Source organism: Antricoccus suffuscus (genome assembly GCF_003003235.1).
GTDB lineage: Bacteria > Actinomycetota > Actinomycetes > Mycobacteriales > Antricoccaceae > Antricoccus > Antricoccus suffuscus.
The window spans coordinates 1-22,353 of record NZ_PVUE01000029.1; the positions used below are offsets into that span (position 1 = coordinate 1).

24 protein-coding genes are annotated in these 22,353 nt (G+C 63.8%); 14 read left to right on the forward strand and 10 right to left on the reverse strand.

Annotated elements, in window-relative coordinates; translation table 11 throughout:
* Positions 1-311 precede the first annotated feature (311 nt).
* The 3 genes from CLV47_RS20790 to CLV47_RS20800 are packed head-to-tail and all read right to left on the reverse strand — an operon-like array spanning position 312 to position 2,585.
* Entirely contained in the window at positions 312-800 is a 489-nt protein-coding gene (locus CLV47_RS20790; protein ID WP_106351077.1) for a MogA/MoaB family molybdenum cofactor biosynthesis protein, read from the reverse strand.
* On the reverse strand, positions 797-1,267 hold the full coding sequence (gene moaC / locus CLV47_RS20795; protein ID WP_106351050.1) for a cyclic pyranopterin monophosphate synthase MoaC: 471 nt from the start codon (positions 1,265-1,267) through the stop codon (positions 797-799). The genes CLV47_RS20790 and moaC overlap by 4 nt, the downstream gene beginning before the upstream one ends.
* Positions 1,268-1,304: 37 nt before the next feature.
* Positions 1,305-2,585 (reverse strand): molybdopterin molybdotransferase MoeA, encoded by a 1,281-nt coding sequence (locus tag CLV47_RS20800; RefSeq protein ID WP_106351051.1) that lies wholly within the window; start codon positions 2,583-2,585, stop codon positions 1,305-1,307.
* A 295-nt stretch (positions 2,586-2,880) separates the two neighbouring features.
* Here CLV47_RS20800 and rplM point away from each other — a divergent pair, with 295 nt between their 5' ends.
* The 6 genes from rplM to CLV47_RS20830 all read left to right on the forward strand — a co-directional run bounded on the left by rplM (position 2,881) and on the right by CLV47_RS20830 (position 7,701).
* Positions 2,881-3,324, forward strand: a complete 444-nt coding sequence (gene rplM, locus CLV47_RS20805) for a 50S ribosomal protein L13 (protein WP_106351052.1) — start codon at positions 2,881-2,883, stop codon at positions 3,322-3,324.
* A 49-nt stretch (positions 3,325-3,373) separates the two neighbouring features.
* The gene (gene rpsI / locus CLV47_RS20810) at positions 3,374-3,781 is read left to right on the forward strand and encodes a 30S ribosomal protein S9 (RefSeq protein WP_106351053.1); all 408 of its coding nucleotides are present in this window, start codon (positions 3,374-3,376) and stop codon (positions 3,779-3,781) included.
* 88 nt (positions 3,782-3,869) lie between these two features.
* Positions 3,870-5,216 (forward strand): phosphoglucosamine mutase, encoded by a 1,347-nt coding sequence (gene glmM / locus CLV47_RS20815; protein ID WP_106351054.1) that lies wholly within the window; start codon positions 3,870-3,872, stop codon positions 5,214-5,216.
* 86 nt (positions 5,217-5,302) lie between these two features.
* Positions 5,303-5,776, forward strand: coding sequence for a MerR family transcriptional regulator (locus CLV47_RS20820; protein ID WP_106351055.1), 474 nt, complete (start codon positions 5,303-5,305; stop codon positions 5,774-5,776).
* A gap of 75 nt (positions 5,777-5,851) precedes the next feature.
* A complete protein-coding gene (locus tag CLV47_RS20825; protein ID WP_106351078.1) occupies positions 5,852-6,835 on the forward strand; it encodes an aldo/keto reductase in 984 nt (327 codons plus the stop codon).
* 11 nt (positions 6,836-6,846) lie between these two features.
* Positions 6,847-7,701 carry a serine hydrolase domain-containing protein gene (locus CLV47_RS20830; RefSeq protein ID WP_238145541.1) on the forward strand — a complete coding sequence of 285 codons (855 nt, stop codon included), beginning with the start codon at positions 6,847-6,849 and terminating at the stop codon, positions 7,699-7,701.
* On the opposite strand, the gene CLV47_RS20835 is transcribed toward CLV47_RS20830, so the two are convergent.
* Both CLV47_RS20835 and CLV47_RS20840 read right to left on the reverse strand, forming a co-directional pair.
* Entirely contained in the window at positions 7,702-9,657 is a 1,956-nt protein-coding gene (locus CLV47_RS20835) for a M13 family metallopeptidase (RefSeq protein WP_106351056.1), read from the reverse strand.
* Positions 9,658-9,742: 85 nt separating this feature from the next.
* Positions 9,743-10,870, reverse strand: coding sequence for a methyltransferase (locus CLV47_RS20840; RefSeq protein ID WP_106351057.1), 1,128 nt, complete (start codon positions 10,868-10,870; stop codon positions 9,743-9,745).
* Positions 10,871-10,922: 52 nt separating this feature from the next.
* Between CLV47_RS20840 and CLV47_RS20845 the strand changes: the two genes are divergently transcribed.
* From CLV47_RS20845 to CLV47_RS20860, 4 genes are all read left to right on the forward strand, one after another.
* The gene (locus tag CLV47_RS20845) at positions 10,923-11,309 is read left to right on the forward strand and encodes a PaaI family thioesterase (protein WP_146135478.1); all 387 of its coding nucleotides are present in this window, start codon (positions 10,923-10,925) and stop codon (positions 11,307-11,309) included.
* A gap of 83 nt (positions 11,310-11,392) precedes the next feature.
* On the forward strand, positions 11,393-12,121 hold the full coding sequence (locus CLV47_RS20850; protein ID WP_106351059.1) for a haloacid dehalogenase type II: 729 nt from the start codon (positions 11,393-11,395) through the stop codon (positions 12,119-12,121).
* Positions 12,118-12,600: a glutathione peroxidase gene (locus tag CLV47_RS20855; RefSeq protein WP_106351060.1), complete on the forward strand. Its 483-nt coding sequence runs from the start codon at positions 12,118-12,120 to the stop codon at positions 12,598-12,600. Before CLV47_RS20850 ends, CLV47_RS20855 begins: the two co-directional genes overlap by 4 nt.
* On the forward strand, positions 12,597-13,436 hold the full coding sequence (locus CLV47_RS20860; RefSeq protein WP_106351061.1) for a tryptophan 2,3-dioxygenase: 840 nt from the start codon (positions 12,597-12,599) through the stop codon (positions 13,434-13,436). The genes CLV47_RS20855 and CLV47_RS20860 overlap by 4 nt, the downstream gene beginning before the upstream one ends.
* Before the next feature lie 97 nt (positions 13,437-13,533).
* On the opposite strand, the gene CLV47_RS20865 is transcribed toward CLV47_RS20860, so the two are convergent.
* Positions 13,534-13,770, reverse strand: coding sequence for a hypothetical protein (locus CLV47_RS20865; protein ID WP_106351062.1), 237 nt, complete (start codon positions 13,768-13,770; stop codon positions 13,534-13,536).
* Positions 13,771-13,876: 106 nt separating this feature from the next.
* Between CLV47_RS20865 and glmS the strand changes: the two genes are divergently transcribed.
* From glmS to CLV47_RS20880, 3 genes are read left to right on the forward strand one after another with little or no spacing between them, the layout of a single operon-like run.
* Positions 13,877-15,742, forward strand: a complete 1,866-nt coding sequence (gene glmS, locus CLV47_RS20870; protein ID WP_106351063.1) for a glutamine--fructose-6-phosphate transaminase (isomerizing) — start codon at positions 13,877-13,879, stop codon at positions 15,740-15,742.
* The gene (locus CLV47_RS20875) at positions 15,743-16,126 is read left to right on the forward strand and encodes a holo-ACP synthase (RefSeq protein WP_106351064.1); all 384 of its coding nucleotides are present in this window, start codon (positions 15,743-15,745) and stop codon (positions 16,124-16,126) included. It begins immediately after the preceding gene.
* Positions 16,123-17,565, forward strand: a complete 1,443-nt coding sequence (locus CLV47_RS20880; RefSeq protein ID WP_106351065.1) for an NAD(P)H-hydrate dehydratase — start codon at positions 16,123-16,125, stop codon at positions 17,563-17,565. Before CLV47_RS20875 ends, CLV47_RS20880 begins: the two co-directional genes overlap by 4 nt.
* A gap of 32 nt (positions 17,566-17,597) precedes the next feature.
* Here the strand turns inward: CLV47_RS20880 and CLV47_RS20885 are convergent, their stop codons facing one another.
* Together CLV47_RS20885 and CLV47_RS20890 are read right to left on the reverse strand one after the other, a co-directional pair.
* Positions 17,598-17,900 carry a 4a-hydroxytetrahydrobiopterin dehydratase gene (locus CLV47_RS20885; protein ID WP_170111191.1) on the reverse strand — a complete coding sequence of 101 codons (303 nt, stop codon included), beginning with the start codon at positions 17,898-17,900 and terminating at the stop codon, positions 17,598-17,600.
* Positions 17,901-17,969: 69 nt separating this feature from the next.
* Positions 17,970-18,557 (reverse strand): hypothetical protein, encoded by a 588-nt coding sequence (locus tag CLV47_RS20890; protein ID WP_106351067.1) that lies wholly within the window; start codon positions 18,555-18,557, stop codon positions 17,970-17,972.
* Between the two features lie 84 nt (positions 18,558-18,641).
* Here CLV47_RS20890 and CLV47_RS20895 point away from each other — a divergent pair, with 84 nt between their 5' ends.
* Positions 18,642-19,226 (forward strand): HhH-GPD-type base excision DNA repair protein, encoded by a 585-nt coding sequence (locus tag CLV47_RS20895; RefSeq protein WP_106351068.1) that lies wholly within the window; start codon positions 18,642-18,644, stop codon positions 19,224-19,226.
* A 27-nt stretch (positions 19,227-19,253) separates the two neighbouring features.
* Here CLV47_RS20895 and CLV47_RS20900 read toward each other — a convergent pair whose 3' ends face one another.
* Together CLV47_RS20900 and CLV47_RS20905 are read right to left on the reverse strand one after the other, a co-directional pair.
* Complete coding sequence (locus CLV47_RS20900) at positions 19,254-21,593, reverse strand: MMPL family transporter (RefSeq protein WP_106351069.1); 2,340 nt, start codon at positions 21,591-21,593, stop codon at positions 19,254-19,256.
* A gap of 63 nt (positions 21,594-21,656) precedes the next feature.
* On the reverse strand, positions 21,657-22,310 hold the full coding sequence (locus CLV47_RS20905) for a TetR/AcrR family transcriptional regulator (protein WP_170111192.1): 654 nt from the start codon (positions 22,308-22,310) through the stop codon (positions 21,657-21,659).
* Between the last annotated feature and the right edge of the window lie 43 nt (positions 22,311-22,353).

Consider the following 22,353-nt stretch of genomic DNA (forward strand, 5'->3'; position numbering starts at 1 on the left):
ACGTTGTTCTTCTGCGGTATAGAAACCTTCTAAGGGCAAGACAATCAACTCCATGGGAATGGGTGACTGACTCACAACCAGACTGACACGTAGGGTGTCGCTGCAGGTTGCCGCTGTTTCACGCTGCACAACGCCACAAATGTGGCGATTAGCGGTGAGTCTTGGTGACGGGGAGCGAAACTAGACCGAAGCGGCGCTTTGCGTGTTCAGCCTGTTTGAATGGCAACTCAAGCCGGACGCGCGGTGCGAGGGTGACGGATGAACGGGATTACGTGACGGATCACGGGGGTTTCGTGACGGATCGCGGCGTGTTAGTGGTCGCCGCCGCGCAGCTGGCTGAGAATATGCGGAAGGAGTGGCGTGAGCACGGCGATCCCATCCTTCGCGCCGCCCTTAGACCCCGGTAGGTTGACGATGAACGTCGTACCGGCGACCCCCGCGAGCCCGCGTGACATGACCGCGTACGGCGTGCTGGCCGCGCCGTACGCGCGAATGGCCTCGGCGATCCCGGGCACCGGTCGGGTAATGACCGGCGCGGTCGCTTCCGGGGTGATATCGGTCGGTGACATCCCGGTGCCGCCGGTCGTGACGACCAGGTCTGCCTTGAGTTCCACGGCGGTCGCGATCGCGTTGGTCAACTTATCGCGATCGTCCGGGAGCAGTACCCGGGCAACTTCGAACCCTAGGTCGGTCAATGCGCCGTCGAGCAGGTCGCCGCTGACGTCGTCGTAAACGCCTTGCGAGGCGCGGGTCGAGGCGGTTACGACGACGGCACGTGCGCCGGCCGGAATGCCGCTCATGCCCGAGTCCACTTGCCGGTCTTGCCGCCGAGCTTCTCTTCGACTTGGATGTCGGTGATGATTGCCGCCGGGTCGACGGCCTTGATCATGTCGATCAGGTTGAGCCCGGCGACGCTGACGCAGGTCAACGCCTCCATCTCGACGCCGGTGCGGTCTGCGGTGCGGACGACGGCCTGAATCTGTACGCCGTCGTCGGTCACCTCGAGGTCAATCGTGACCCCGTGGATCGCGATCGGGTGGCACAGCAGCACCAGGTCGGGAGTGCGCTTGGCCGCGGCGATCGCGGCGATCCGGGCCACGGCTAGAGCGTCACCCTTTGGTACGCCGCCGCCGCGCAACAGCGCTACCACCTCCGGCGTGGTGCGCACCCTACCGGTGGCGGTCGCCTGCCGGACGCTGATGTCCTTCTGCGAGACGTCGACCATGCGAGCAGCGCCGGCGGCATCTACGTGGGTGAACTCGGTCATCGGCAACCACCGATCTGGCCTGGTTTCACAGCGCGGTTCATAGCGCACCGTCCAGCAGCCAGATCTCGACGTCGTCCCCGTTGTGCAGTTGCGTCGTCTCTTCCGGGACGATCGCCAGGCAGTTGGACCGCGCGAGACTCGCCAGCAAATGTGACGGGGGAGTGCCGATCGGAGCGACCTCGCCCGCTGGTACGTCGCATGTGCCGCGCAGAAACTGCCGCTTTCCCGCCGGTGACGGCTGATCGCCGCCGGTCCAGGTGCCGACGAAACCGGGACGCTCCGTGTCGTCGATGCCCATGTAGGTCAGCAGCGCCGGCCGCACAAACACCTCGAAAGAGACGTAGACGCTGACCGGGTTGCCCGGCAGCGTGACGATCGGCGTGCCGAACACGGTCCCCGCGCCCTGCGGCATCCCCGGCTGCATGCCGACCTTGTCGAACTGCACGGTCCCGGTGCTCGAGAGGCCGTCCTTGACCACTTCGTAGGCGCCCGCGCTAACGCCGCCGCTCGTGATGATCAGGTCGGCGTCCGCCGCGGCCGACTTGAGCGAAGACATGAACGAGTCGACGTCGTCCGGCACGAGGGTGAGCGTGTGCGCGGTTGCCCCCACCCTGCGGATGGCGGCAGCAAGCATGTGCGAGTTGGACTCGTAGATCTGGCCAGGCTTGAGCGGCCCACCGACGGCAACGAGTTCGGAGCCGGTCGACAGCACCAGCACGCGGGGCCGCCGGTAGACCGGCAACGAGGGGTGGCCGACCGCTGCGGCGAGTCCGATACTCGACGGAGTCAGCGGCGTACCGGCCGGCAGTACGACGTCGCCCGCGGAAGCTTCCTCGCCCTGCCGTCGGACGTGTTGAGCCGGCGTGGGGGCCTCGTAGATGCGCACCGTCGCAGGCGGCGCGCCGGTCGTCGCGGCGTCCGTCTGCTCGACCGGCACGATCGCGTCCGCGCCCTCGGGCACAGGAGAGCCGGTCATGATCCGGGCCGCGGTGCCGGGCTTCAACGGCGGTACGTCGATGCGACCGGCCGGTATGTCATCGCTGACGGGAATTTCGGCCGGGCTGTCCGCGGTCGCGCTCTCGACGTCTGCGCGGCGTACGGCGTACCCGTCCATCGCGGAGTTGTCGAAACCAGGCAGGGCCACTTTTGCGACAAGGTCGGCCGCGAGGATGAGGCCGTCGCACTCGGCCAGCGGTACGTCGGCCGGGTCGGGCCTCGGCAGTAACGACCTGACACGAGCCGCGTGGTCGTCGACCGAGGCTAGTGTGCGGGGGGCGGATGTGCGAGGGTTGGACGCTGACGACGAGCTAGGTGGCATAGGTCGACCTTACCGATCTCGACCGTGTCACGCCGCGGACTCCGTGAGGTAAGCCACCGGATGGGTTCGCCACCGGCTTTGACCCGGACACGGGGGACGCTGTAAACTGACACGTCGGTCCACATTTTGCGGGACACATCCTGTCGGACTCGCGTGTTGCTTCTGGATTACTGAAGTGCGTGCGCCGACAAATGATCCAAACGACACATGATCCAAACGCGAAGCTGTTTCGCTGCTGCCCGGTGGGTGCTGCGTGACATGAGCTTCCCACGATGCATCGAAGAAGGCAGCCGAAGTGCGTACGTACAGCCCGAAACCAGGCGAGGTCACTCGTAACTGGCACGTCATTGACGCCAACGACGTCGTACTTGGTCGTCTCGCGACCCAGGCGGCCAACCTGCTGCGTGGCAAGCACAAGCCGCAGTATGCGCCGCACATCGACACCGGCGACTTCGTCATCGTCATCAACGCCTCGAAGGTCGCTCTGACCGGCAACAAGCGCAACGCCAAGCTCGACTACCGGCACTCCGGCCACCCGGGCGGGCTGAGCTCGCGCACGTACGGCGAGGTCCTCGACACTCGTCCCGAGCGGATCATCGAGAAGGCCGTCAAGGGCATGCTGCCGCATAACAAGATGGGCAACCAGCTCATTGGCAAGCTCAAGGTGTACGCCGGCCCCGAGCATCCGCACGAAGCGCAGAACCCGCAGAAGTTCGACATCATCCAGGTCGCGCAGTAGTCCGCGCCGACGACTTAGTTCTTAACCTCGTTCAAGGAGAAATCCGCACGTGAGCATCACCATCGATACGGGAAAGCCCGTACAGACAGTCGGTCGGCGTAAGCAGGCCATCGTTCGGGTTCGTCTCGTACCGGGAACGGGCAAGTTCTCGCTCAACGGTCGCGACCTGGAAAACTACTTCCCCAACAAGGTTCACCAGCAGCTCATCAAGGAGCCGTTCGTGACGCTGGAGAAGGACGACCAGTACGACGTAATCGCACTGCTGACCGGCGGCGGCATCACCGGCCAGGCCGGCGCGTTGCGGTTGGGCATCTCTCGTGCGCTCATCGCGATCGAGAGCGAGGACCGTCCGGCGCTCAAGAAGGCTGGATTCCTCACCCGCGACCCTCGTGCGAAGGAACGTAAGAAGTACGGCCTCAAGAAGGCCCGCAAGGCACCTCAGTACAGCAAGCGCTAAGGATCGCGCGCGCAAAACAATCAGGTTTTCGCGAGGGGGACGCCAGCAGCTATTGGCGTCCCCCTCGTTTTTTTTGAAGGGTGTGTTGATGGGTCGACTTTTCGGTACAGATGGAGTGCGCGGTCTCGCGAACGGCGACCTGACACCAGAGCTCGCGGTCTCGGTCGGCATTGCCGCCGCGCGGGTCCTGTCGCAGCAAGCCGCAACGCATCGCCCGATCGCGGTCGTGGGGCGCGACCCGCGGGCCAGCGGCGAGATGCTTGAGGCAGCGGTTGTCGCCGGGCTGACCAGTGCCGGCGCGGACGTCGTCCGAGTGGGCGTGCTGCCGACTCCCGCGCTCGCATTCCTCACCGGTCGACTCGGCGGCGACCTGGGCGTCATGCTGTCCGCAAGCCACAACCCGATGCCCGACAACGGGATCAAGATCTTCGCGAGCGGCGGTCACAAGCTGCCCGACGAGGTCGAGCTGGCGATCGAGAAGATCGTGCTCGACGAGAAGCACGAGATGTGGGACCGTCCGACCGGTGCGGCCATCGGCCGGGTTCGTGACGAAGAGAGCGGCCTGAGCGCGTACGCCGAGCATCTGCTCGCGTCCGTGCCGTCTCGACTGGACGGGCTGAAGCTTGTCGTGGACTGCGCCAACGGCGCTGCGGCCGCGATCGCGCCCGAGGTCTACCGGCGCGCCGGCGCCGAAGTGGTCGTGCTTGGCGCCGTACCCGACGGTCTTAACATCAACGACGGTGTCGGTTCGACCCATATCGAGGGCGTCCAGAAGGCCGTCGTCGAGCACGGCGCCCATCTTGGGCTCGCGCACGACGGTGACGCGGACCGTTGCCTCGCGGTCGATGCCGCCGGAAATGTGATCGATGGCGACCAGATCCTCGCGATCTGCGCGATAGCGCTCAATGAGGCCGGCCGGCTAGCGAAGAGCACCGTCGTCGCTACGGTCATGAGCAATATCGGTTTCCATCATGCGATGCGCGATCACGGTATTGAGGTCGCCACCACCGCCGTCGGTGATCGTTACGTGCTCGAGAAGCTTCGCCAGGAGCGACTGGTGCTCGGTGGCGAGCAGAGTGGCCATGTCGTGTTCCTCGAGAGTGCGACGACCGGCGACGGCGTACTGACCGGGCTGCATCTGCTGGCCCGGGTCGCCGAGACCGGCAAACCGCTCGCGGAGCTCGGCTCGGTCGTCGTACGACTGCCGCAGACGCTCGTCAACGTCGCCGTACGTGACAGGGTGGCCGCTACCAAGTCGAAGCCTGTCGCCGAAGCGATTCGTCGCGCCGAGGTTGAGCTCGGCGACGAGGGCCGGATCCTGCTCAGGGCCAGCGGGACCGAACAGCTTGTGCGGGTGATGGTCGAGGCCTCGACGCAGGTCATCGCCGAGACGGTCGCCAACAAGGTTGCCGCCGTAGTCGCAGAGACCAAGTAGTCCCTGACCGACCCCGTTAAGTGTGACTGGCGTCTCGCTACTTTCTGTTTGACTTAGAGCGCACTCGAACCCGTAGCGTCGTACCCATGACCACTTCTGCAACACGCCTTCGTGACGTGATGGAAGCCCACCGCGGCGGCGACCTTCCCGCGCTGACCGATGAGCTCGTCCGCGCCTGCGACCCGGTGCGGGATCTGGGTGACGGGCTGTCGATCGCCGAAGTCGCCGAGGTGACCGGTACGACGGCGCACACGCTGCGCTACTACGAACGCATTGGTTTGGTCGATGTCGACCGCGACGCCGCGGGCCGGCGTACCTATAGCCGTGAGGCGCTCGGGCGGATCGTGTTCATCACCAAGTTGCGACTGTCCGATATGCCGATCCGCAACATCCAGCAGTACGTCGAGCTGGTCAAGCTCGGAGACTCGACGGTTCCAGAGCGGCTCGAGATTATGGAGCGGCATCGCTCGGTCATCCAGTCCCGACTCGAAGATATGCAGTGGGCGCTCGCGGTCATTGACTACAAAATATCGACGTACGGCGGCAACTGCCAGCCGTAAGCCCTATCGCCGCCCAGACCACGCCCTACGGCGCGGCACCCTGTCGCGCCCAAAACCCGAAAGATGGAGCATCACATGATCGAAAAGCGCATGATCGTCGGCCAAGAGGTCTCGGCCCTCGGCCTCGGCTGCATGGGCATGAGCACCGCGTACGGCGAGGCGGATCGCGGAGAGTCTCTCCGAACGATCGACCGTGCCCTCGAGCTCGGTGTCAACTTCCTTGACACCGCTGACATCTACGGCGTGGGACACAACGAGCGGCTGCTCGCTGAGGCGCTCAAGGGACGGCGCGACGAGGTCTTCCTGGCCACAAAATGCGGAATCGTCCCGAATCCTCAGTCCGGTTTTCCTTCCGGAGCCGATGGCTCGCCGGAATATATCCGCGGGGCCATCGATCGCTCGCTGCAGCGGCTAGAGACCGACCACGTCGACCTTTACTACTTGCACCGTCCGGATCCGCAGGTGCCGATCGAGGAGTCCGTCGGCGCGCTCGGCGAACTGGTCGCGGCGGGGAAGATTGGTGCGGTCGGGCTGTCCGAAGCGTCTGCCGACACGATCCGGCGCGCCGCCGCGGTCTATCCGATCGCCGCACTGCAGAGCGAGTGGTCGGTGTTCAGCAGAGATATCGAGGCGCAGGTCGTCCCCACCTGCCGCGAGCTCGGGATCGCCCTCGTCCCGTACAGCCCGCTCGGCCGCGGGATGCTGACCGGCTCCGCGGAAGCGCTCACCGATCTCGCTGCCAACGACTTCCGTCGTACGCTGCCGCGGTGGCAGGCAGAGAACCTCGATGCCAACATCCGACTGACCGCGGCGATTCGCGATATAGCTGACAAGCACGATGCGCAGCCGGCTCAGGTCGCGATCGCCTGGCTGATCGCACAGGGCGACGATGTCATCCCGATCCCCGGCACTAAGCGGCGTACGTATCTTGAGCAGAATATCGACGCAATGAACCTCGTGCTGTCCGCAGCGGACCTCGAAGCGCTCGGGGCACTCGTTCCCGCAGGCGATCGTGTGCCGGACATGGGCTGGGTCATGCGCGACACGGTGGCTCGATAGTCGATCGCCCAGTGAGCGTCGCGCGGCCGGTCATGGACAATGTGGGAGTGGACAGTCTCAGCGAACTCAAGTCCTGGCCGGCCGACAACGTCGCGGTCGCGGTCATCGGTGACGATGGCGCGGTGCGCGCGACGTATGGCGACCAGCAGCGGGTCTTCCGGCTCGCATCGGTAACGAAGCTGCTCACGGCGTACGCCGTGCTAGTTGCGATCGAGGAAGAGGCCATCGGCTGGGACCTGCCAGCCGGGCCGGAAGGTTCGACGGTACGCCATCTGGCCGCGCATGCCTCGGGGCTCAACTTCGACAACCGGAGCGTGGTAGCGGCGCCGGGCACCCGCCGGATCTACTCCAACGAGGGATTCGCCGTGTTGGGCGAGACGATCGCCGACTCGACGGGTATTGCATTCGCCGACTACTTGGCGGAGGCGGTGTGTAGGCCGCTGGGGATGAGTGCGACCCGGCTGGAGGGCACTCCGGGCGCGGGCGGGTTCGCGAGCTGCATAGATTTGTCGTTGTTCGCTGCCGAACTGCAGGCGCCGAAATTGATCTCCACCGAGACATTGACGGAAGCGACGAGCATCGCTTTCCCAGGCCTCAATGGGATCTTGCCGGGATATGGCCGACAGTCACCCAACGACTGGGGGCTCGGATTCGAGCTCCGGGACCACAAGAAGCCGCACTGGACGGCCGCGTCCAACTCGCCGCGCACCTTCGGGCACTTCGGCCAATCGGGCACGTTTCTGTGGGTCGACCCGGATGCCCGCCTGAGTTGTGTGGCGCTTACCGACAACAACTTCGGCGAGTGGGCGCTCGAGCGGTGGCCGGCGCTCAGCGAGCTTGTGTTGCGCGACCACCGCTCGGCCTAGCTACCAGATCCGGACGCGTTCGGCCGGGTCCAACCACAGCCCGTCACGGTCAGTCGTCGAGTAGGCGTCGTGGAACTCGTCGAGGTTGCGAACGATGTTGGCTCGGAATTCCGCAGGGGAGTGCGGATCGACAGCGAGGAACTGCTGCATCTGTTCTTTTCGCCGTTTCGTGCGCCACACATATGCCCAGTTAGTGAGGACTCGCTGGATGCCGGTGAGTCCGTCGACGACCTCGGCCTCGGCGCCGTCGAGGCTGATGTTGTAGGCCTTCAGGGCGATTGTGAGGCCGCCGAGGTCGCCGATGTTCTCGCCCACGGTGAGTGCGCCATTGACCTTCTCGCCGGGCAACTCGCGCGGTTCGAAGCCGTCGTACTGCGCTATGAGCGCATCGGACCGAGTCTTGAACGCCGCACGGTCGGCCTCGGTCCACCATTCATTGAGGTTGCCCTTGGCGTCGTACTGCGAACCCTGGTCGTCGAACCCGTGACCGACCTCGTGGCCGATGACTGCACCGATTCCACCATAGTTTTCGGCCGGATCCGCCCCTGCATCGAAGAACGGCCGCTGCAAAATTGCAGCCGGGAAGCAAATCTCGTTGGTGCCAGGGTTGTAGTAGGCGTTGACCGTCTGCGGCAGCATGAACCATTCGTCTCGGTCGACCGGTGACCCAATCTTGCCAAGTTCGCGGTCGGTCTCAAACTCCGCGGCGCTGATCGTGTTGGCAAGCAGATCATCGGGGATCGCGGTGAGCTTCGAGTAGTCGCGAAACTTCTCCGGGTAACCGATCTTCGGCCGGAACGTTTCAAGCTTCTCGTAGGCGCGCTTCTTGGTGTCTTCGCCCATCCAATCGAGCTTCTCGATGCTGCCCCGATACGCCGTCAGCAAGTTGGCGACCAGCTGATCCATCTGTGCCTTCGACTCCGGCGGGAAGTGCCGGGCGACGTACTGCTCACCGACGGCCTCGCCGACCGCGCCCTGCACGAACTGGACCGCGCGCTTCCACCGGGCCCGCAGTTCCGGAGTGCCGCTGAGAGTCTTGCCGTAGAAGTCGAAGTTTTCGGCCACGAAGCCTGATGACAGGTACGGCGCCGCGCGGCGGATGACCTGCGCCGCCAGCCAGGTCTTCCACTCCGACAGCGGAATTTCGTCGAGGGCCGTGGACAAATGCGCGAGATAAGACGGCTGCCGCACGATGGTCTGCGCGAACGTGTCGTCCTTGGCGCCAAGCGCACCGCTCCAGGCCTGCCAGTCGAATCGTGGGGCAGTGGTCTGCAGCTCGTCGAGCGAGGTGAGGTTATAGGTCTTGATCACGTCGCGAGTGTCGGCGCGCTCCCAATGCCCCTTGGCTAAGCGGGTCTCGACAGCCATCACGATCTGCGCCGACTCGTCCGGGTCGGGACGACCGGCAAGTCGGAACATGTTCGCAATGTGCGCGACGTACTTCTCCCGCACATCTGCGAACTTCTCGTCGCGGTAGTACGACTCATCAGGCAGCCCGAGGCCGCCCTGCAGCACGTTGACGAGATAGCGGTCCGAGTCACGGTCATCGGTGTCGACGTACGAACCAAAAAGCCCCGAGCCACCGGCCCGCTCGTGTGCCCCGAGGTACGTCGCGAATTCGGTGAGGTTCTCGATCGCATCAACCGCTTCGAGCTTGCCGGCGATCGGTGTCGCGCCCAACTGCTCGACCCGGTCTTCGTCCATGAAGGACGTGTAGAGGTCGCCGATCTTCTGCTCGTTGGAGCCGGGTCGCGCCGTCGTGGCGGCGCATTCTTCGATAATTTCGCGCACTTGTTGTTCGGCGGTATCGGCGAGCGAAACGAACGGGCCCCAGCTCGACTTGTCGGCGGGAATCTCCGCGGTGTCGAACCAGTGTCCGTTAACGTGGCCGAACAGATCGTCCTGCGGCCGGATGTCGGGGTTCATGCCGTCTTTGGCGTCATCAAGAATCGTCACGTCGCCACCTTAGTGCTAGTTGTCGACGTTCGTGGCCGGTTGCTGCTTAGTTCGCTAGGGACGGACACGCCGGCTGCCGCCGTGACTAGCGGCGGGCCCGCAGGACGACGAACTTGTCGGTCGCCCCGAGTTGCTGCACGTTACGGAAGAACCGTTTCAGTTTGCTGTGATAGGCCAGGTGACGGTTACCGACGACGTACAGCGACCCGGTGGTCCGCAATGCCTGCTGGGCTTGGGTGAACATCCGCCAGGCGAGTGCGTCGCCAATGACATGTGCCTGGTGGAACGGGGGATTACACAGCACGACGTCGACCGAGTCGCGAGCGGCGTCGGCGAGACCCTCCGCCGCGTGGATGTCAACGTTGCGACCGGGCAGATGCCGGTCCCAGTTGATTCGCGCGGACTCCAGCGCAGCGTACGACTCGTCGATCAGCGTATATCGCGCGTCGGGATTGGCCAGCGCGCTGGCGATCGCGAGAACCCCGTTTCCGCAGCCAAGGTCCACGACGTCGGCCGCCCCGAGGTCGTTTGGCAGGTAGGGAAGTAGTGCGCGAGTGCCGAGGTCGAGGTGGTCACGGGCGAAGATGCCGGCATGGTTGGACAACTCGAGCGGGGGATCGTCGACGGTGTAGGTAACGGGCGGCAGCGCCGGCAGCGGGCCGAGATCATCAGTCGGTGCTGCGCGCAGCAAGCGGGCCTTGCGCACGGCTAGCGATGCTTGCACCGGGCCGACGTACCTTTCTAGTAGGTCACCTGCGGCGCGGGGCAAATGTTTGATCATCGCGCCTGCTGCGACGTACGACGTCGCGGTAACGTGCGTGCGCAATCCGATGAGTTGGTTTTCTAACAAAGAGAGCGCTTTTGGCACTCTGATCAGCACGGCGTCATATGAGATGTCGGGCAGGTCGGCGGGGTCGCTGACGAACCGCACCGAGTCGGCTAGCGCGTTCGTCGCGAGGTTTTGCTGCACGGCAAGACGAGAAATGTAGGAGTCGCTCAGCGCCGTGACGTGGAACTGGCCGGCAAGTGGTGTCGCAAGGGCACCGAACGCGTCGTTGACGACGAGGACGGCGGCGTCGTCTGGTAGGTCGAGTTCGTGTAGTTCGGCCAGCAGGTAGGCGTCTGCGGAGTCCGATGCCTGCAGCTGATCGTCCGGGCGCGATGGGTAGCGGCTGAGGGTGACGGTGCCGAAGCCGCTTACGAAGGTGTTCACTGTGCAAGCATGCCGTACGACGTACTCCAATTTACGAAAGGTGCTCTACGCGATGCCGATACCAACACCGCCCAACCCTTTTCGCAAGCTGATCGGGATCGAGGTGGCGCAACGATCCGGCGGCACCGCGATTTGCGAGGCCGAGATCGGGCCCAACCTTCTGCAGGCGGCCGGGATCGTGCACGGCGGTGCGTTGAGCGCGTTGTTCGACTCGGCCACGGTGGAGGCTGCCCGTGGTATCTACCCGGAGGGCACGGGTATCGCGACGATAGAGATGAACCTGAACTTTGTCCGTCCGGTGGCCTCCGGGCGGCTAGTGGCGACCGGTACGGTCGAGCACTCGGGACGCACGACGGCGGTCGTACTCGCGCGGATCACGTGCAATGACAAGCTCATCGTCACCGGCAGAGCGACCCTCTCGATCACGCAGGCGGCGTAGCGCCGCGGTCGGCGTATTCAAACCGGTCGTAATACTGTGTGAGACAACTGCTCAGTCGGGATTGCTTGGAAGGCGGCGCGTGAATGCCTCAGGAACTGCCGCACGTGCTGGCGTTCGACGTATTCGGCACGGTGGTCGACTGGCACTCGTCGATCGCTCGAGAGTCCAGCGAGCTCGCACCCGGCATCGACGGTGCGAAGTTCGCGCGTGCCTGGCGACGTGGATATATACCCGCGATGCAACGCGCGCAGGCCGAAACCGGTGACGCGCCGTGGAAGAATCTGGACGTCTTGCACCGCGAGATACTGGATTCGATCCTGCCGGACTTCGGCCTGGACGATATGAGTGAGACCGACCGCGATCACCTCACGCATGCGTGGCACCGGCTGGATCCGTGGCCGGACTCCGTCGCGGCCCTGCGTCGGCTGCGCAAACTGTTTGTCATCACGCCGCTCTCCAACGGCAACATCAGCCTACTGACGCATATGGCCAAGAATGCCGGCCTGCCGTGGGACTGCGTCCTCAGCGCCGAGGTCTTCGGGCACTACAAGCCCGCTCCGCAGACGTATCTCGGCGTAGCCAAGGTGTTCAACCTTGAGCCACAGCAGGTGATGTTGGTGGCCGCGCATCACATCGATCTCGACGCTGCGCAGGACTGTGGTCTACAGACGGCGTACATCGAACGGCCTTTCGAAAACGGCACGGACAGGACTAAGGACGTCAGTCCGAGTGCGCGACATCCCTTGCATATGAAGGATCTCGGCGCGCTTGCCGACTACTTCGACCAACTGAAACGAGAGGACTCGCAGTGACGACTATCGCCGACTTTATCGCGACAGACATAGCCGGCAAGGATGTCTCGCTCGCGGACTACCAGGGCAAGGTTGTGCTGGTAGTTAATACGGCTTCCCAATGTGGGTTCACGCCGCAGTACGAAGGGCTGGAGTCGATCTACAAGAAGTACGCCGATCAGGGCCTGGTGATCCTCGGATTTCCGTGTGACCATTTCGGTCATCAAGAGCCAGGAACCGAGACTGACATCCAGGATTTCTGCGAGGTCAACTATGGCGTGACCTTCCCGCTGTTCGCCAAGATCGACGTTAACGGCGCGGACGCGGCTCCGTTGTTCAAATGGCTGCGGTCGGAGCGCGGTGGCGTAATAGGTGACAGGATCAAATGGAACTTCACGAAGTTCCGTATCGGTCGTGACGGCCTTCCGATCAAACGTTTTGGGTCGACGACCAAACCGGAGAAGCTTGCCGACGATATCGAGCGAGCGATCGCAAGATGAGCGAGCGAAACATCCGTGACCTGGAGGAGGGGATCGAGCGGGATCTCAGCGGACTCAACTACGGCAGCTATCTGCAACTGGACTTGCTGCTGTCGGCACAGCAGCCCGTGTCCGACAACCATGACGAGATGCTGTTCATCATCCAGCATCATGTCACTGAACTGTGGATCAAGCTCGTCATCCATGAGCTCAGCGCGGCAATGCGTTTCATCGCCGATGATCAGCTGGGCCCGTCGTTGAAGTGTTTGGCGAGGATCAAGCACATCCAGCATCAGATGACCGAGCAATGGTCGGTGCTTGCGACACTTACCCCGAGCGAGTACCTCAAGTTTCGCGGGTCGCTCGGCAAGGCGTCCGGTTTTCAGTCCGTCCAGTACCGGCTCCTGGAATTTCTGCTGGGCAACAAGAACCGCAGCATGCTGGAAGTCTTCGCGCACGATCTCCAAGCGCAGGAGCGATTGCGTGCGGCGCTCGAGGCGCCAAGCCTGTACGACGAGTTCATCATGTTGCTGAGCCGTCGCGGTTACGCCGTGCCGCCGGAGCTGCTCACGCGTTCATGGGATGAACCGCACGTGCTCAATAGCGGACTCGTCGCGGTCTTTGCCACTGTGTATGAGAATCCGAAGGAGCACTGGGACATCTACGAGACGTGCGAGGAGCTCGTCGACGTCGAGGACACATTCCAGTCGTGGCGGTTCCGGCATCTCAAGACGGTCGAGCGGATCATCGGCGCGCGCAAGGGTACCGGCGGGTCGTCCGGTACGTCGTTCCTGAAGCGTGCGCTGGACCTGACCTTCTTTCCGGAGCTGTACGCCGTCCGCACCGAGCTCACCTAACTGTCGATCCGTGAGTTCGCTAGCTCGGAGCATCAACAACTGGCCGATCGAATGCGCTTGAGACTGCGGTGCTCTAGGTAGTTCGTCGCCGCGCTCGCTACCAGTTAATACCGTGACGGGGCGGGGCATGGGCGCTCACAACGGAGGTCTGCGGCGTGTCGGCGCCGGACTTTTTCGACGGAGGCATCGGTGCCAACGTGTCGATAAGCCAGCCAATTATGGCGAGGAGGAGTACGGCGCCGACCACGACGAGCAGGCGTTTCTGCGGTTTCGACATCCGTGGACGGCCCGATGGTTCTTCGGGCGGCTGTGACGGGCGGTTCGCGGCGGGCATCGGGCCATTGTCTCCTATCTCGGTGACAAGCTGCCTTGGGTGCCAGTGATGCATGTCGTGGTGGCAATCGGCGGTCTCGCACGCGGCAACAAGTACTCTTGACCCCATGTGTGGAATCGTCGGATACGTCGGCAACAACCAGGCCCTGGACGTCGTCATGGAAGGTTTGCGCCGTCTCGAATACCGCGGGTATGACTCGGCCGGTGTTGCGCTGCTTGCCGATGGGCAAGTCGTGACGCGCAAACGGGCGGGCAAGCTGGCCAATCTCGAGAAAGAGCTCGCGGACAACCCGACGCCACCTGCCACCGCGGGCATGGGGCACACCAGGTGGGCCACGCATGGTGCGCCAAACGATCGCAATGCTCATCCACACGTATCGCACGTCGGTAGTGTCGCCGTCGTACACAACGGCATCATCGAAAACTTCGCCGCGTTGCGTAGCGAGCTTGAGGCCAACGGGATCGAGATGTCCTCGGACACCGATACCGAAGTCGTCGCGCACATGGTCGAGGCTGAGTTCGACGCAGTTGACCCGGCGATCGAGGGGCGCCTCGCCGAGGCGGTACGCCGCGTCTGCAATCGGCTTGAGGGCGCCTTTACCTTGGTTCTCACACACGCCGCGGCACCGCACACCGTTGTCGGAGCGCGTCGCAACTCGCCGCTCGTAGCCGGAATTGGTGAGGACGAGTATTTCCTGGCCAGCGATGTGTCTGCGTTCATCAGCCGCACTCGCCGCGCGATCGAGCTCGGCCAGGATCAGGTTGTCGAGCTCGATCGCGAGCGGGGGATAACCGTAAGCGACTTCTCCGGCGGGCCCGCCGAGACGCAGGAATACACAATCGACTGGGACGCCAGCGCCGCCGAGAAGGGTGGCTATGACTGGTTCATGCTCAAGGAGATCGCCGAGCAGCCGGCCGTGGTCGCGGACACTCTTCGAGGCCGGCTCACCGAGACCGGCGAGATCCACCTCGACGAAATGCGGCTGAGCGACGACGACCTGCGTGACGTCGGCAAAATCTTTATCATCGCGTGTGGCACGTCGTACTACGCCGGCATGGTTGCGAAGTACGCAATCGAGCACTGGACACGTATCCCGGTCGAGGTCGAGCTGGCAAGCGAGTTTCGCTACCGCGACCCAGTGCTCGACCGATCCACTCTCGTCATCGCGATCAGCCAGTCGGGCGAGACGATGGACACGCTGATGGCACTGCGTCACGCAAAGTCGCAGCATGCGCGGATCCTCGCGATCTGTAACACGATCGGCTCCACGATTCCGCGGGAGTCCGACGCGGTCCTCTATACCCGAGCCGGGGTCGAGATTGCCGTCGCATCGACCAAAGCATTCCTCACCCAGATCGTCGCCTGCTACCTCGTCGCGCTTTACCTCGGGCAGATCCGGGGGACTAAATGGGGTGACGAAGTTTCTGCGGTAGTCGGTCAGTTGCAGGAGATGCCCGCAGCTGTCGACAAGGTGCTCGACACTATGGAACCGGTCCGTGAGCTCGCCAGGACGCTTGCCGAGGCTGACCAAATCCTGTTCTTGGGCCGACACGTAGGTTTCCCTGTTGCTCTCGAAGGCGCGCTCAAGCTCAAGGAACTTGCATACATGCATGCCGAGGGCTTCGCTGCGGGTGAGCTTAAACACGGACCAATCGCGCTGATCGGCGAGGGGACTCCGGTCGTCATCGTGGTGCCGTCGCCACTCGGCCGCGATTCACTGCATGGCAAGGTCGTGTCAAACATTCAGGAAGTACGAGCCCGTGGCGCGCGCACCATCGTCATCGCCGAGGAGGGCGATGACAAGGTTGTGCCGTACGCCGACCACGTCATCCGGGTCCCGCGAACGCCGGTCCTCATGGCACCGCTCGTGACGACCGTGCCGTTGCAGGTGATGGCGTGCGAGATTGCTGCCGCCCGCGGGCTCGACGTCGACCAGCCACGCAACCTGGCGAAATCGGTCACGGTCGAGTAGATGATCGTCGGTGTGGGAGTCGATGTCTGTCCGGTGGAACGCTTCGCCGAGTCACTTCTTCGCACACCGAAACTGCGTGAAAAGCTCTTCACCCCAGGTGAACTGATTACTCCGTCGGGCAATCCGCGCGGCAACGCGTCCCTGGCGGCACGGTTCGCGGCAAAAGAAGCGCTGGCCAAGGCGCTCGGCGCCCCGGGTAACTTGCATTGGCACGATGCGGAGGTATCAACGATCGACTTTGGCGCGCCGAAGCTGACCGTCCGTGGCACGGTCCTAAAGCGCGCTGACGAACTGGGCGTCGATTCTTGGCAGATCTCGCTATCGCACGACGGTGGCCTCGCAGTCGCGATGGTGCTCGCACTCGGGCCAGTCCCGCGGCCATGAGGTCCGTTTATGACAGCACGCAGGTCCGCGCTGCAGAGGCCCGGCTCAAGGAGTTCACAGCGCCCGGTGAGTTGATGCAGCGGGCGGCGTACGGGCTGGCCAACGAGTGTCTCAACGAGCTGCATTCGCGGCGCGGCGGCGTGTACGGCGCACGCGCGGCGCTCCTCGTCGGCCCCGGCGGGAACGGCGGGGATGCTTTATATAGTGGCGTTTGGCTGCTCCGCCGAGGCATTGCCGTGCACGCGTTACTTGTCGGCGTCAAGTCTTATCCAGGCGCCCGCGAGGCGTTTGTGCGGGCCGGTGGCACGGTAGGGGCGATCAGTGACGCGGACGCGGCGACTGCCGTCTCCAGAGCCGACCTGGTGATTGATGGAATAGCCGGTCTTGGCTCCTCACGTAGCGTTGAGCTCCCCGACAGCGTTGCGGAGGCGATCGCGACGACCGACGCGCTCGTTTGCGCAGTGGACTTGCCATCGGGGGTGAACGGCGACACGGGCCAGGCGTACGACGGCGCGATTCATGCCGACATGACCGCCACGTTCGGTGCGTGGAAGCCCGCACAGGTACTGGCTCCGGCGCGCAGGTTGTGCGGAGACGTACGGTTCGTCGACATCGGACTCGGCCCACATCTCACTGATCCGAGGATCGACGTACTCGACTATGCTGATATAGCAGCGATCTGGCCAGGACCATCGTACGACTCGCACAAATACTCGACCGGCGTCGTTGGCGTGATCGCAGGATCCGCCCAATACCCGGGTGCGGCCGTAATGTGCGTCGGCGGCGCGATTCGTTCGAAGCCCGGCATGGTCCGGTACGTCGGTGCGCCCGACGCTATCGAGCGCATAGTTGCGGCCTGGCCGGCCGCGGTTGGGGCGACTTCCATCGATGACGCGGGCCGCACCAATGCGTGGGTCATCGGCCCAGGGATGGGTACCGATGACGCCGCGCGATCCGTCGTGAGGTCGAGCCTCAGCCTCGACGTACCGGTGATCTATGACGCCGACGCGTTGACAATCCTGTCCGGTGATGTCGATCGGCTACGCGAGCGTCAGGCTCCGACCGTGCTGACTCCGCACAGCGGGGAGTTCGCCCGCCTGTTTGGCGAGGTCGGAGATGATCCCGTGGAGTCGGTGAAGGCGGCGACTCGGCGTACGGGGTGCGTCGTACTCCTTAAGGGCCCCAGCACTATCGTGGCTGCGCCAGGAGGCCGAGTGCTGGTAAACGAGACGGGCTCGTCGAAACTGGCCACCGCGGGGACCGGTGATGTCCTCAGCGGAATCATCGGCGCCGCGCTCGCGGCCGGGTTGCCCGCGCAGATCGCGGCGGCGGCGGGCGCATACGTGCACGGTGCGCTCGCCGATCAGCACGATGGCCCGCTCATCGCGCCGGACCTTATCGACGAACTGCCTGCCTTTATGGCTCGGCTCCAGGCCTGACAACTCTACGGCTCGGCTCTAGCTCTACGGCTCTACGACTGCCGGTTGTGGGCGACCTCGTCGATCCGTCGTGCGAGACCCAGATCGCGCGTGGTGACGCCACCTACGTCATGCGAGCTGAGCGTGAAGGCGATTTTGCCGTAGCCGACCTCGACGTCGGGGTGGTGATTTAGCTCCTCAGCGATGGGCATCACCTCGTTGAGGAATTCCACCGCACCGACGAAGTCGCCGGTATCGAATGTCGCCTGCAGCGTGTTTTGGGTGTGCGTGAAGGCGCTGCCTTTAAGCTCGCCGGAAGTGTTTTCAGGGGTGAGGGTCTTCGCTGAGTCACTCATGTGCCCATTGTGCTCCCCAGCGCTCGATCCGTCACTCCGGTCCGGCGCGACGGCGCGAGTCCACATCGGCTACTCCAAGCCGCTTCCTGCGGGTGCCTGTGAGAGCCGGTTGGTGTTTAGCGTGTCGACATCTAAAGACTGGCCGAGGTCGATGCCGTAGTCGTCCGAGGCCGCGACGCGGCGGAGCGAGATCGTGCCGGGTACTGGTTGCATGCCGGCGACGGTCAGGTCCACATCCAGCCGCGAGACGAGAGCCCAACCGGTGTCCCAGGTCGACACAAACCCGTTGATGTCACTTCCATCGAGAGTCAGGCGGTACGGCGTCCAAAGATCGTCCATGGCCGCACATAAGTCGGCCATGTTGAAAACGTCGTCGGCGGTCGGCAACGCGGTCTTCCGCCGGCTGGAGGACTGTGATCCTTCCATCATGATCGTCATGGCACGCAGCTTGAGGTCGTACTCGGACTGGTACACGCCACTTGCCGACGTACCGACGAGCAGCCCGGTCGTCGCTGAGCGGTACCCGAGGGTGACTGCGGCGGCGGGCTGGTCGGCGTTCCCTCGTACATCGACGAGCCACCGACGACTGTCAGTGGGCGGGACGCCCGGCTCGAACGCTTCGTACAGACCGAAACTTGGTGGAACATACGCAGCCATAAGTACTCCCGGGATTTGATAATTAGCGCGGTCGAGGGCACACGCGTCTGGATCGAACACCCCCGGCCGTGGGAGGATCGCGTCATGGCTCTCACGCTGAATCTTACGGGGCAACCGGACGCGGACCGACTGCTTGCCGACGACTCGCTCGCCCTGCTCATTGGGATGTTGCTCGATCAGCAGGTGCCGATGGAGACGGCGTTCATCGGACCAAAGAAGATCGCCGACCGAATGAAAGGGCTCGACGTACGCCGGATCGCTGAGTCCGACCCCGAGGAATTCACCGCGTTGTGCACGCAAACGCCAGCCGTGCACAGATTCCCGGGATCGATGGCCAAACGGATCCAGGATCTATGCACCTACCTGCTTGAGGAGTACGACGGATCTGTCGATGCGCTGTGGACCACGGGCGACCCCGACGGCAGGGAGGTCCTCAAGCGGCTCAAGGCGTTGCCGGGCTATGGCGACCAGAAGGCGCGTATCTTCCTCGCGCTGTTAGGCAAGCAGATCGACGTACAGCCCACGGGCTGGCGCGAAGCGGCCGGAGCCTATGGCGATGACGGCGCGCGTCGTTCCATCGCGGACGTGACCGATGAGAAGTCACTGCTCGAGGTGCGCGAGTTCAAGCGTGCCGCCAAGGCCGAAGCCCGGGCGGCCAAGCAGAAGTAGCCTGGCCCCGGGCGGCGAGGTGTCTAGTTAAACCGGTTCTAGTTCGCGGTCGTCCTCATGCGCGGCCTCTTGATCGAGCTTGGCGACGAGCGCCGCACCCTCTACGTCCGCGTTGGGCAGGATCTTGTCCAGCCATTTCGGCAGCCACCAGGCAGCCTTGTCAAATAGGTACATCGCCGCCGGCACGAGGGTCATCCGGACGACGAATGCGTCGACTAGTACACCGAACGCCAACGAGAAACCGATCGAGGCGATGATCGCGTCGGGCGCGAGGATGAACCCGGCGAAGACGGAGATCATGATGATCGCGGCCGCGGTCACGACTCGAGAGCCGGCGCCGAACCCATGTATGACGGCGTTCTTCGCGGTCGCGCCATGCGCATAGGATTCGCGCATTCCCGAGACGAGGAACATCTCGTAGTCCATCGAGAGCCCGAACAGGATCCCGATAAGCAGCACCGGCAGGAAACTGATGATCGGAGCGGGGGTGTCGACGCCGAAGATCGCGCTCAGCCAGCCGAGCTGGTAGACGGCCACGACTGCTCCGAACGATGCGCCGATCGTCAATAGGAATCCGACGACCGCCTTGAGCGGCACGAGGATCGAGCGGAACACGAGTAGCAGCAGAATGAGCGCCAGTCCGACGACTATGGCGAGGTAGACCGGGAGTGCGTCGGCCAGCTTCTGCGAGATGTCGATCGCGACAACGTTCATGCCCGTGACTTCGAGCTGAGCGCCTAGATCCTTACCGAGCGACGGCAGGTCGCTGCGCAGGGTGTGCACGAGGGTCTCGGTGGCCGCGTCGGAGGGACCGGTCTTCGGCATGATTTGGATGGCAAAGAAGGTGCCATCCGGGGCGCCGCCGACGGCGCTCGCCGACCGGACGTTGTCGATGCTCGACAGCTTGTCTAGGTACGGCGCCAACAGGACGGTGGACTGCGCTTGGCCAACGGCCATCTTGGTGAGATTTTCGGCTTGGTCGGCCAACTGCGGGTTGGCCTGTAGCTCGGCACCGATCTGCTGCTGCACCTTCGCCTGGATGCCGGCAGCGGTCTGCGGATCGAGGACGAGCGGCTTGTCGGGGGTCACCGTCACGATAAGGGGATTGCCTTTGCCGTCGCCGAAGCCTTCGGCCATCAGGTCGTAGGCCTTGCGCTTAGTCGTGTCGGGCGCGGCAGTGCTGTCGTTGGGCAGGCCGAGTCGCAGTTGCATCGCGGGTATGGCGATGACGCCGATCATGATCACGCCGAGCGCGAGTACGGCGACCGGCCGCTTGGTGACAAACCGGATCCATCGATTCGGCTTGACGGCTTCTTCTTGCGAGCGTAGTTCACCTACATAGGCGGCGATCTTGGCGCGTTCCTTTTTGGGAAGTATCTTCAGGCCGGCGAACCCGAGCAGAGCCGGTACGAGTGTGACCGCGATGAGCACGGCTATTGCGACCGTCGCTGCCGAGCCTAGGCCCATGACCGACAGGAATGGGATGCCGACGACGGTGAGGCCGACTAACGCGATGACCACGGTCAGGCCGGCAAACAGCACCGCGGTGCCGGCGGTGCCGGTCGCCCGCGGGATCGACTCGTCAACGGACATCCCGCGGCGGAGCTGGTCTCGGTGCTTAGAGACGATGAACAGCGCGTAGTCGATGCCGACAGCCAGACCGAGCATGAGCGCGAGAATCGGTGCGGTGTCGGACATATCGACGAAGGCCGCCGTAGTCAGAATCCCGGTCATACCGACGCCGATTCCGATGAGAGCCGTCAGCATGGGCAGACCGGCCGCGATCATCGAACCAAACGTGATCGCAAGCACGACGAGGGCAATGATCACCCCAATCCCCTCAGTCGAGCCAATAGCGGGGGCCTGCTTGACCGCGCCTCCACCGAGCTCGACCTGGAGCCCATCCACGCTGTGGTCCTTGGCTATGTTGGCGATCTTGTCCTGAGTCTCGGGCGGTATCTCGGTCACCGCTCCTTTGAACATCACTTGGATAAAGCCGATTCGACCATCCTCCGAGATGCTCTGTGTGGGAATCGGCGCGATGACCGTCGTGACCTTGTCCAGCGGCTTCGTTTCATCAACGATCGCGTTGATCGCCTTCTGGTAGTCCGGTTCGGCGAGCGTCTTTCCCTTCGGAGCGGCGACGACGATCTGTCCGGTCGTGCCGCCCGCTGCGGGAAGTTTCGCTTCGAGCTGGTCGAGTGCGACCTGCGACTTCATTCCGGGGATAGAGAACGTCGAGGAGAACGTGCCTTGCGCACCGAGTGCTGCGGCTGCACCGGCGATCAGCACCACGAGCCAGACCGCGAGTACGGAACGACGATGGCGTAGCGAAAAGCGGCCAAGTCGGTGGAGCAGTGTTGCCATAGTTCGGGTGTCCTGTTCGAAGAGAAGACTGCTTGGTTCTAGGAGTGCTGCCGGATGTGCGCTCTACGGCGTTTGTGCGTTGCCTGCGCGGCGTACGTCGTTGACCCAATCGGTGTTGACGACGTCGAGGTTGTCGATGATGAGGCGCACGAGGGCGCCGGTGTCGCCTTCCGGGCCCGTCTTAAGCCAGCGGTTGACGCACTCTTTGACGCACACGACGACGGAGCTGATCGTGATCCGTAGTCGCAGGTCATCGGGCGCCAGGCAGAGGCGCTCGGCGACTTCCTCGGCGACGTAGTCGATGCTGCGCTGATCGCTGGCGTAGCTGAAGGCTTGGAGTTCCGGTTCGGCGTTGACCAGGGCGCTGAGGGCGGTGCACTTCTGCCAGAAGTCGATCGGAGTGGCGGCGAGCGTACGTCTGATCTCGACGATCGCGTCTTCGTCGCTGGATTCCGGCACAAACTGTGCGATCAGGTCGTCGAGTTGGCCGTCGACGATACTGACTAAGCATTCGGCCTTACCGGTGAAGTAGTTGGAGAAGGTACGCCGGGACACGCCGACAGCGTCGACGATGTCGCTCACGGTCACGTGGGTGTAGCCGCGCTCCTGGCAGAGCCGCAGGGCAGCCTCGGCTAGCGCAATCCGCGTCGACTCCTTCTTCTGAGCGCGCAGACTCGACCGCGCGGCGGCCTGGTCGATGGCTTCGGTGTTCGTCACACAACCAGAATACGTGGATTGCGCATTGCGCAAAGTTGCTCAA

Coding starts and splice junctions, on each gene's coding strand:
- CLV47_RS20820 (WP_106351055.1), top strand. CDS start 5,303: ATGACCACTTCTGCAACACGCCTTCGTGACGTGATGGAAGCCCACCGC.
- CLV47_RS20895 (WP_106351068.1), top strand. CDS start 18,642: ATGGCTCTCACGCTGAATCTTACGGGGCAACCGGACGCGGACCGACTG.
- CLV47_RS20875 (WP_106351064.1), top strand. CDS start 15,743: ATGATCGTCGGTGTGGGAGTCGATGTCTGTCCGGTGGAACGCTTCGCC.
- CLV47_RS20850 (WP_106351059.1), top strand. CDS start 11,393: ATGCCTCAGGAACTGCCGCACGTGCTGGCGTTCGACGTATTCGGCACG.
- CLV47_RS20825 (WP_106351078.1), top strand. CDS start 5,852: ATGATCGAAAAGCGCATGATCGTCGGCCAAGAGGTCTCGGCCCTCGGC.
- CLV47_RS20900 (WP_106351069.1), bottom strand. CDS start 21,593: ATGGCAACACTGCTCCACCGACTTGGCCGCTTTTCGCTACGCCATCGT.
- glmS (WP_106351063.1), top strand. CDS start 13,877: ATGTGTGGAATCGTCGGATACGTCGGCAACAACCAGGCCCTGGACGTC.
- glmM (WP_106351054.1), top strand. CDS start 3,870: ATGGGTCGACTTTTCGGTACAGATGGAGTGCGCGGTCTCGCGAACGGC.
- CLV47_RS20885 (WP_170111191.1), bottom strand. CDS start 17,900: ATGAGTGACTCAGCGAAGACCCTCACCCCTGAAAACACTTCCGGCGAG.
- moaC (WP_106351050.1), bottom strand. CDS start 1,267: ATGACCGAGTTCACCCACGTAGATGCCGCCGGCGCTGCTCGCATGGTC.
- CLV47_RS20890 (WP_106351067.1), bottom strand. CDS start 18,557: ATGGCTGCGTATGTTCCACCAAGTTTCGGTCTGTACGAAGCGTTCGAG.
- CLV47_RS20800 (WP_106351051.1), bottom strand. CDS start 2,585: ATGCCACCTAGCTCGTCGTCAGCGTCCAACCCTCGCACATCCGCCCCC.
- CLV47_RS20860 (WP_106351061.1), top strand. CDS start 12,597: ATGAGCGAGCGAAACATCCGTGACCTGGAGGAGGGGATCGAGCGGGAT.
- CLV47_RS20865 (WP_106351062.1), bottom strand. CDS start 13,770: ATGCCCGCCGCGAACCGCCCGTCACAGCCGCCCGAAGAACCATCGGGC.
- CLV47_RS20845 (WP_146135478.1), top strand. CDS start 10,923: ATGCCGATACCAACACCGCCCAACCCTTTTCGCAAGCTGATCGGGATC.
- CLV47_RS20790 (WP_106351077.1), bottom strand. CDS start 800: ATGAGCGGCATTCCGGCCGGCGCACGTGCCGTCGTCGTAACCGCCTCG.
- CLV47_RS20880 (WP_106351065.1), top strand. CDS start 16,123: ATGAGGTCCGTTTATGACAGCACGCAGGTCCGCGCTGCAGAGGCCCGG.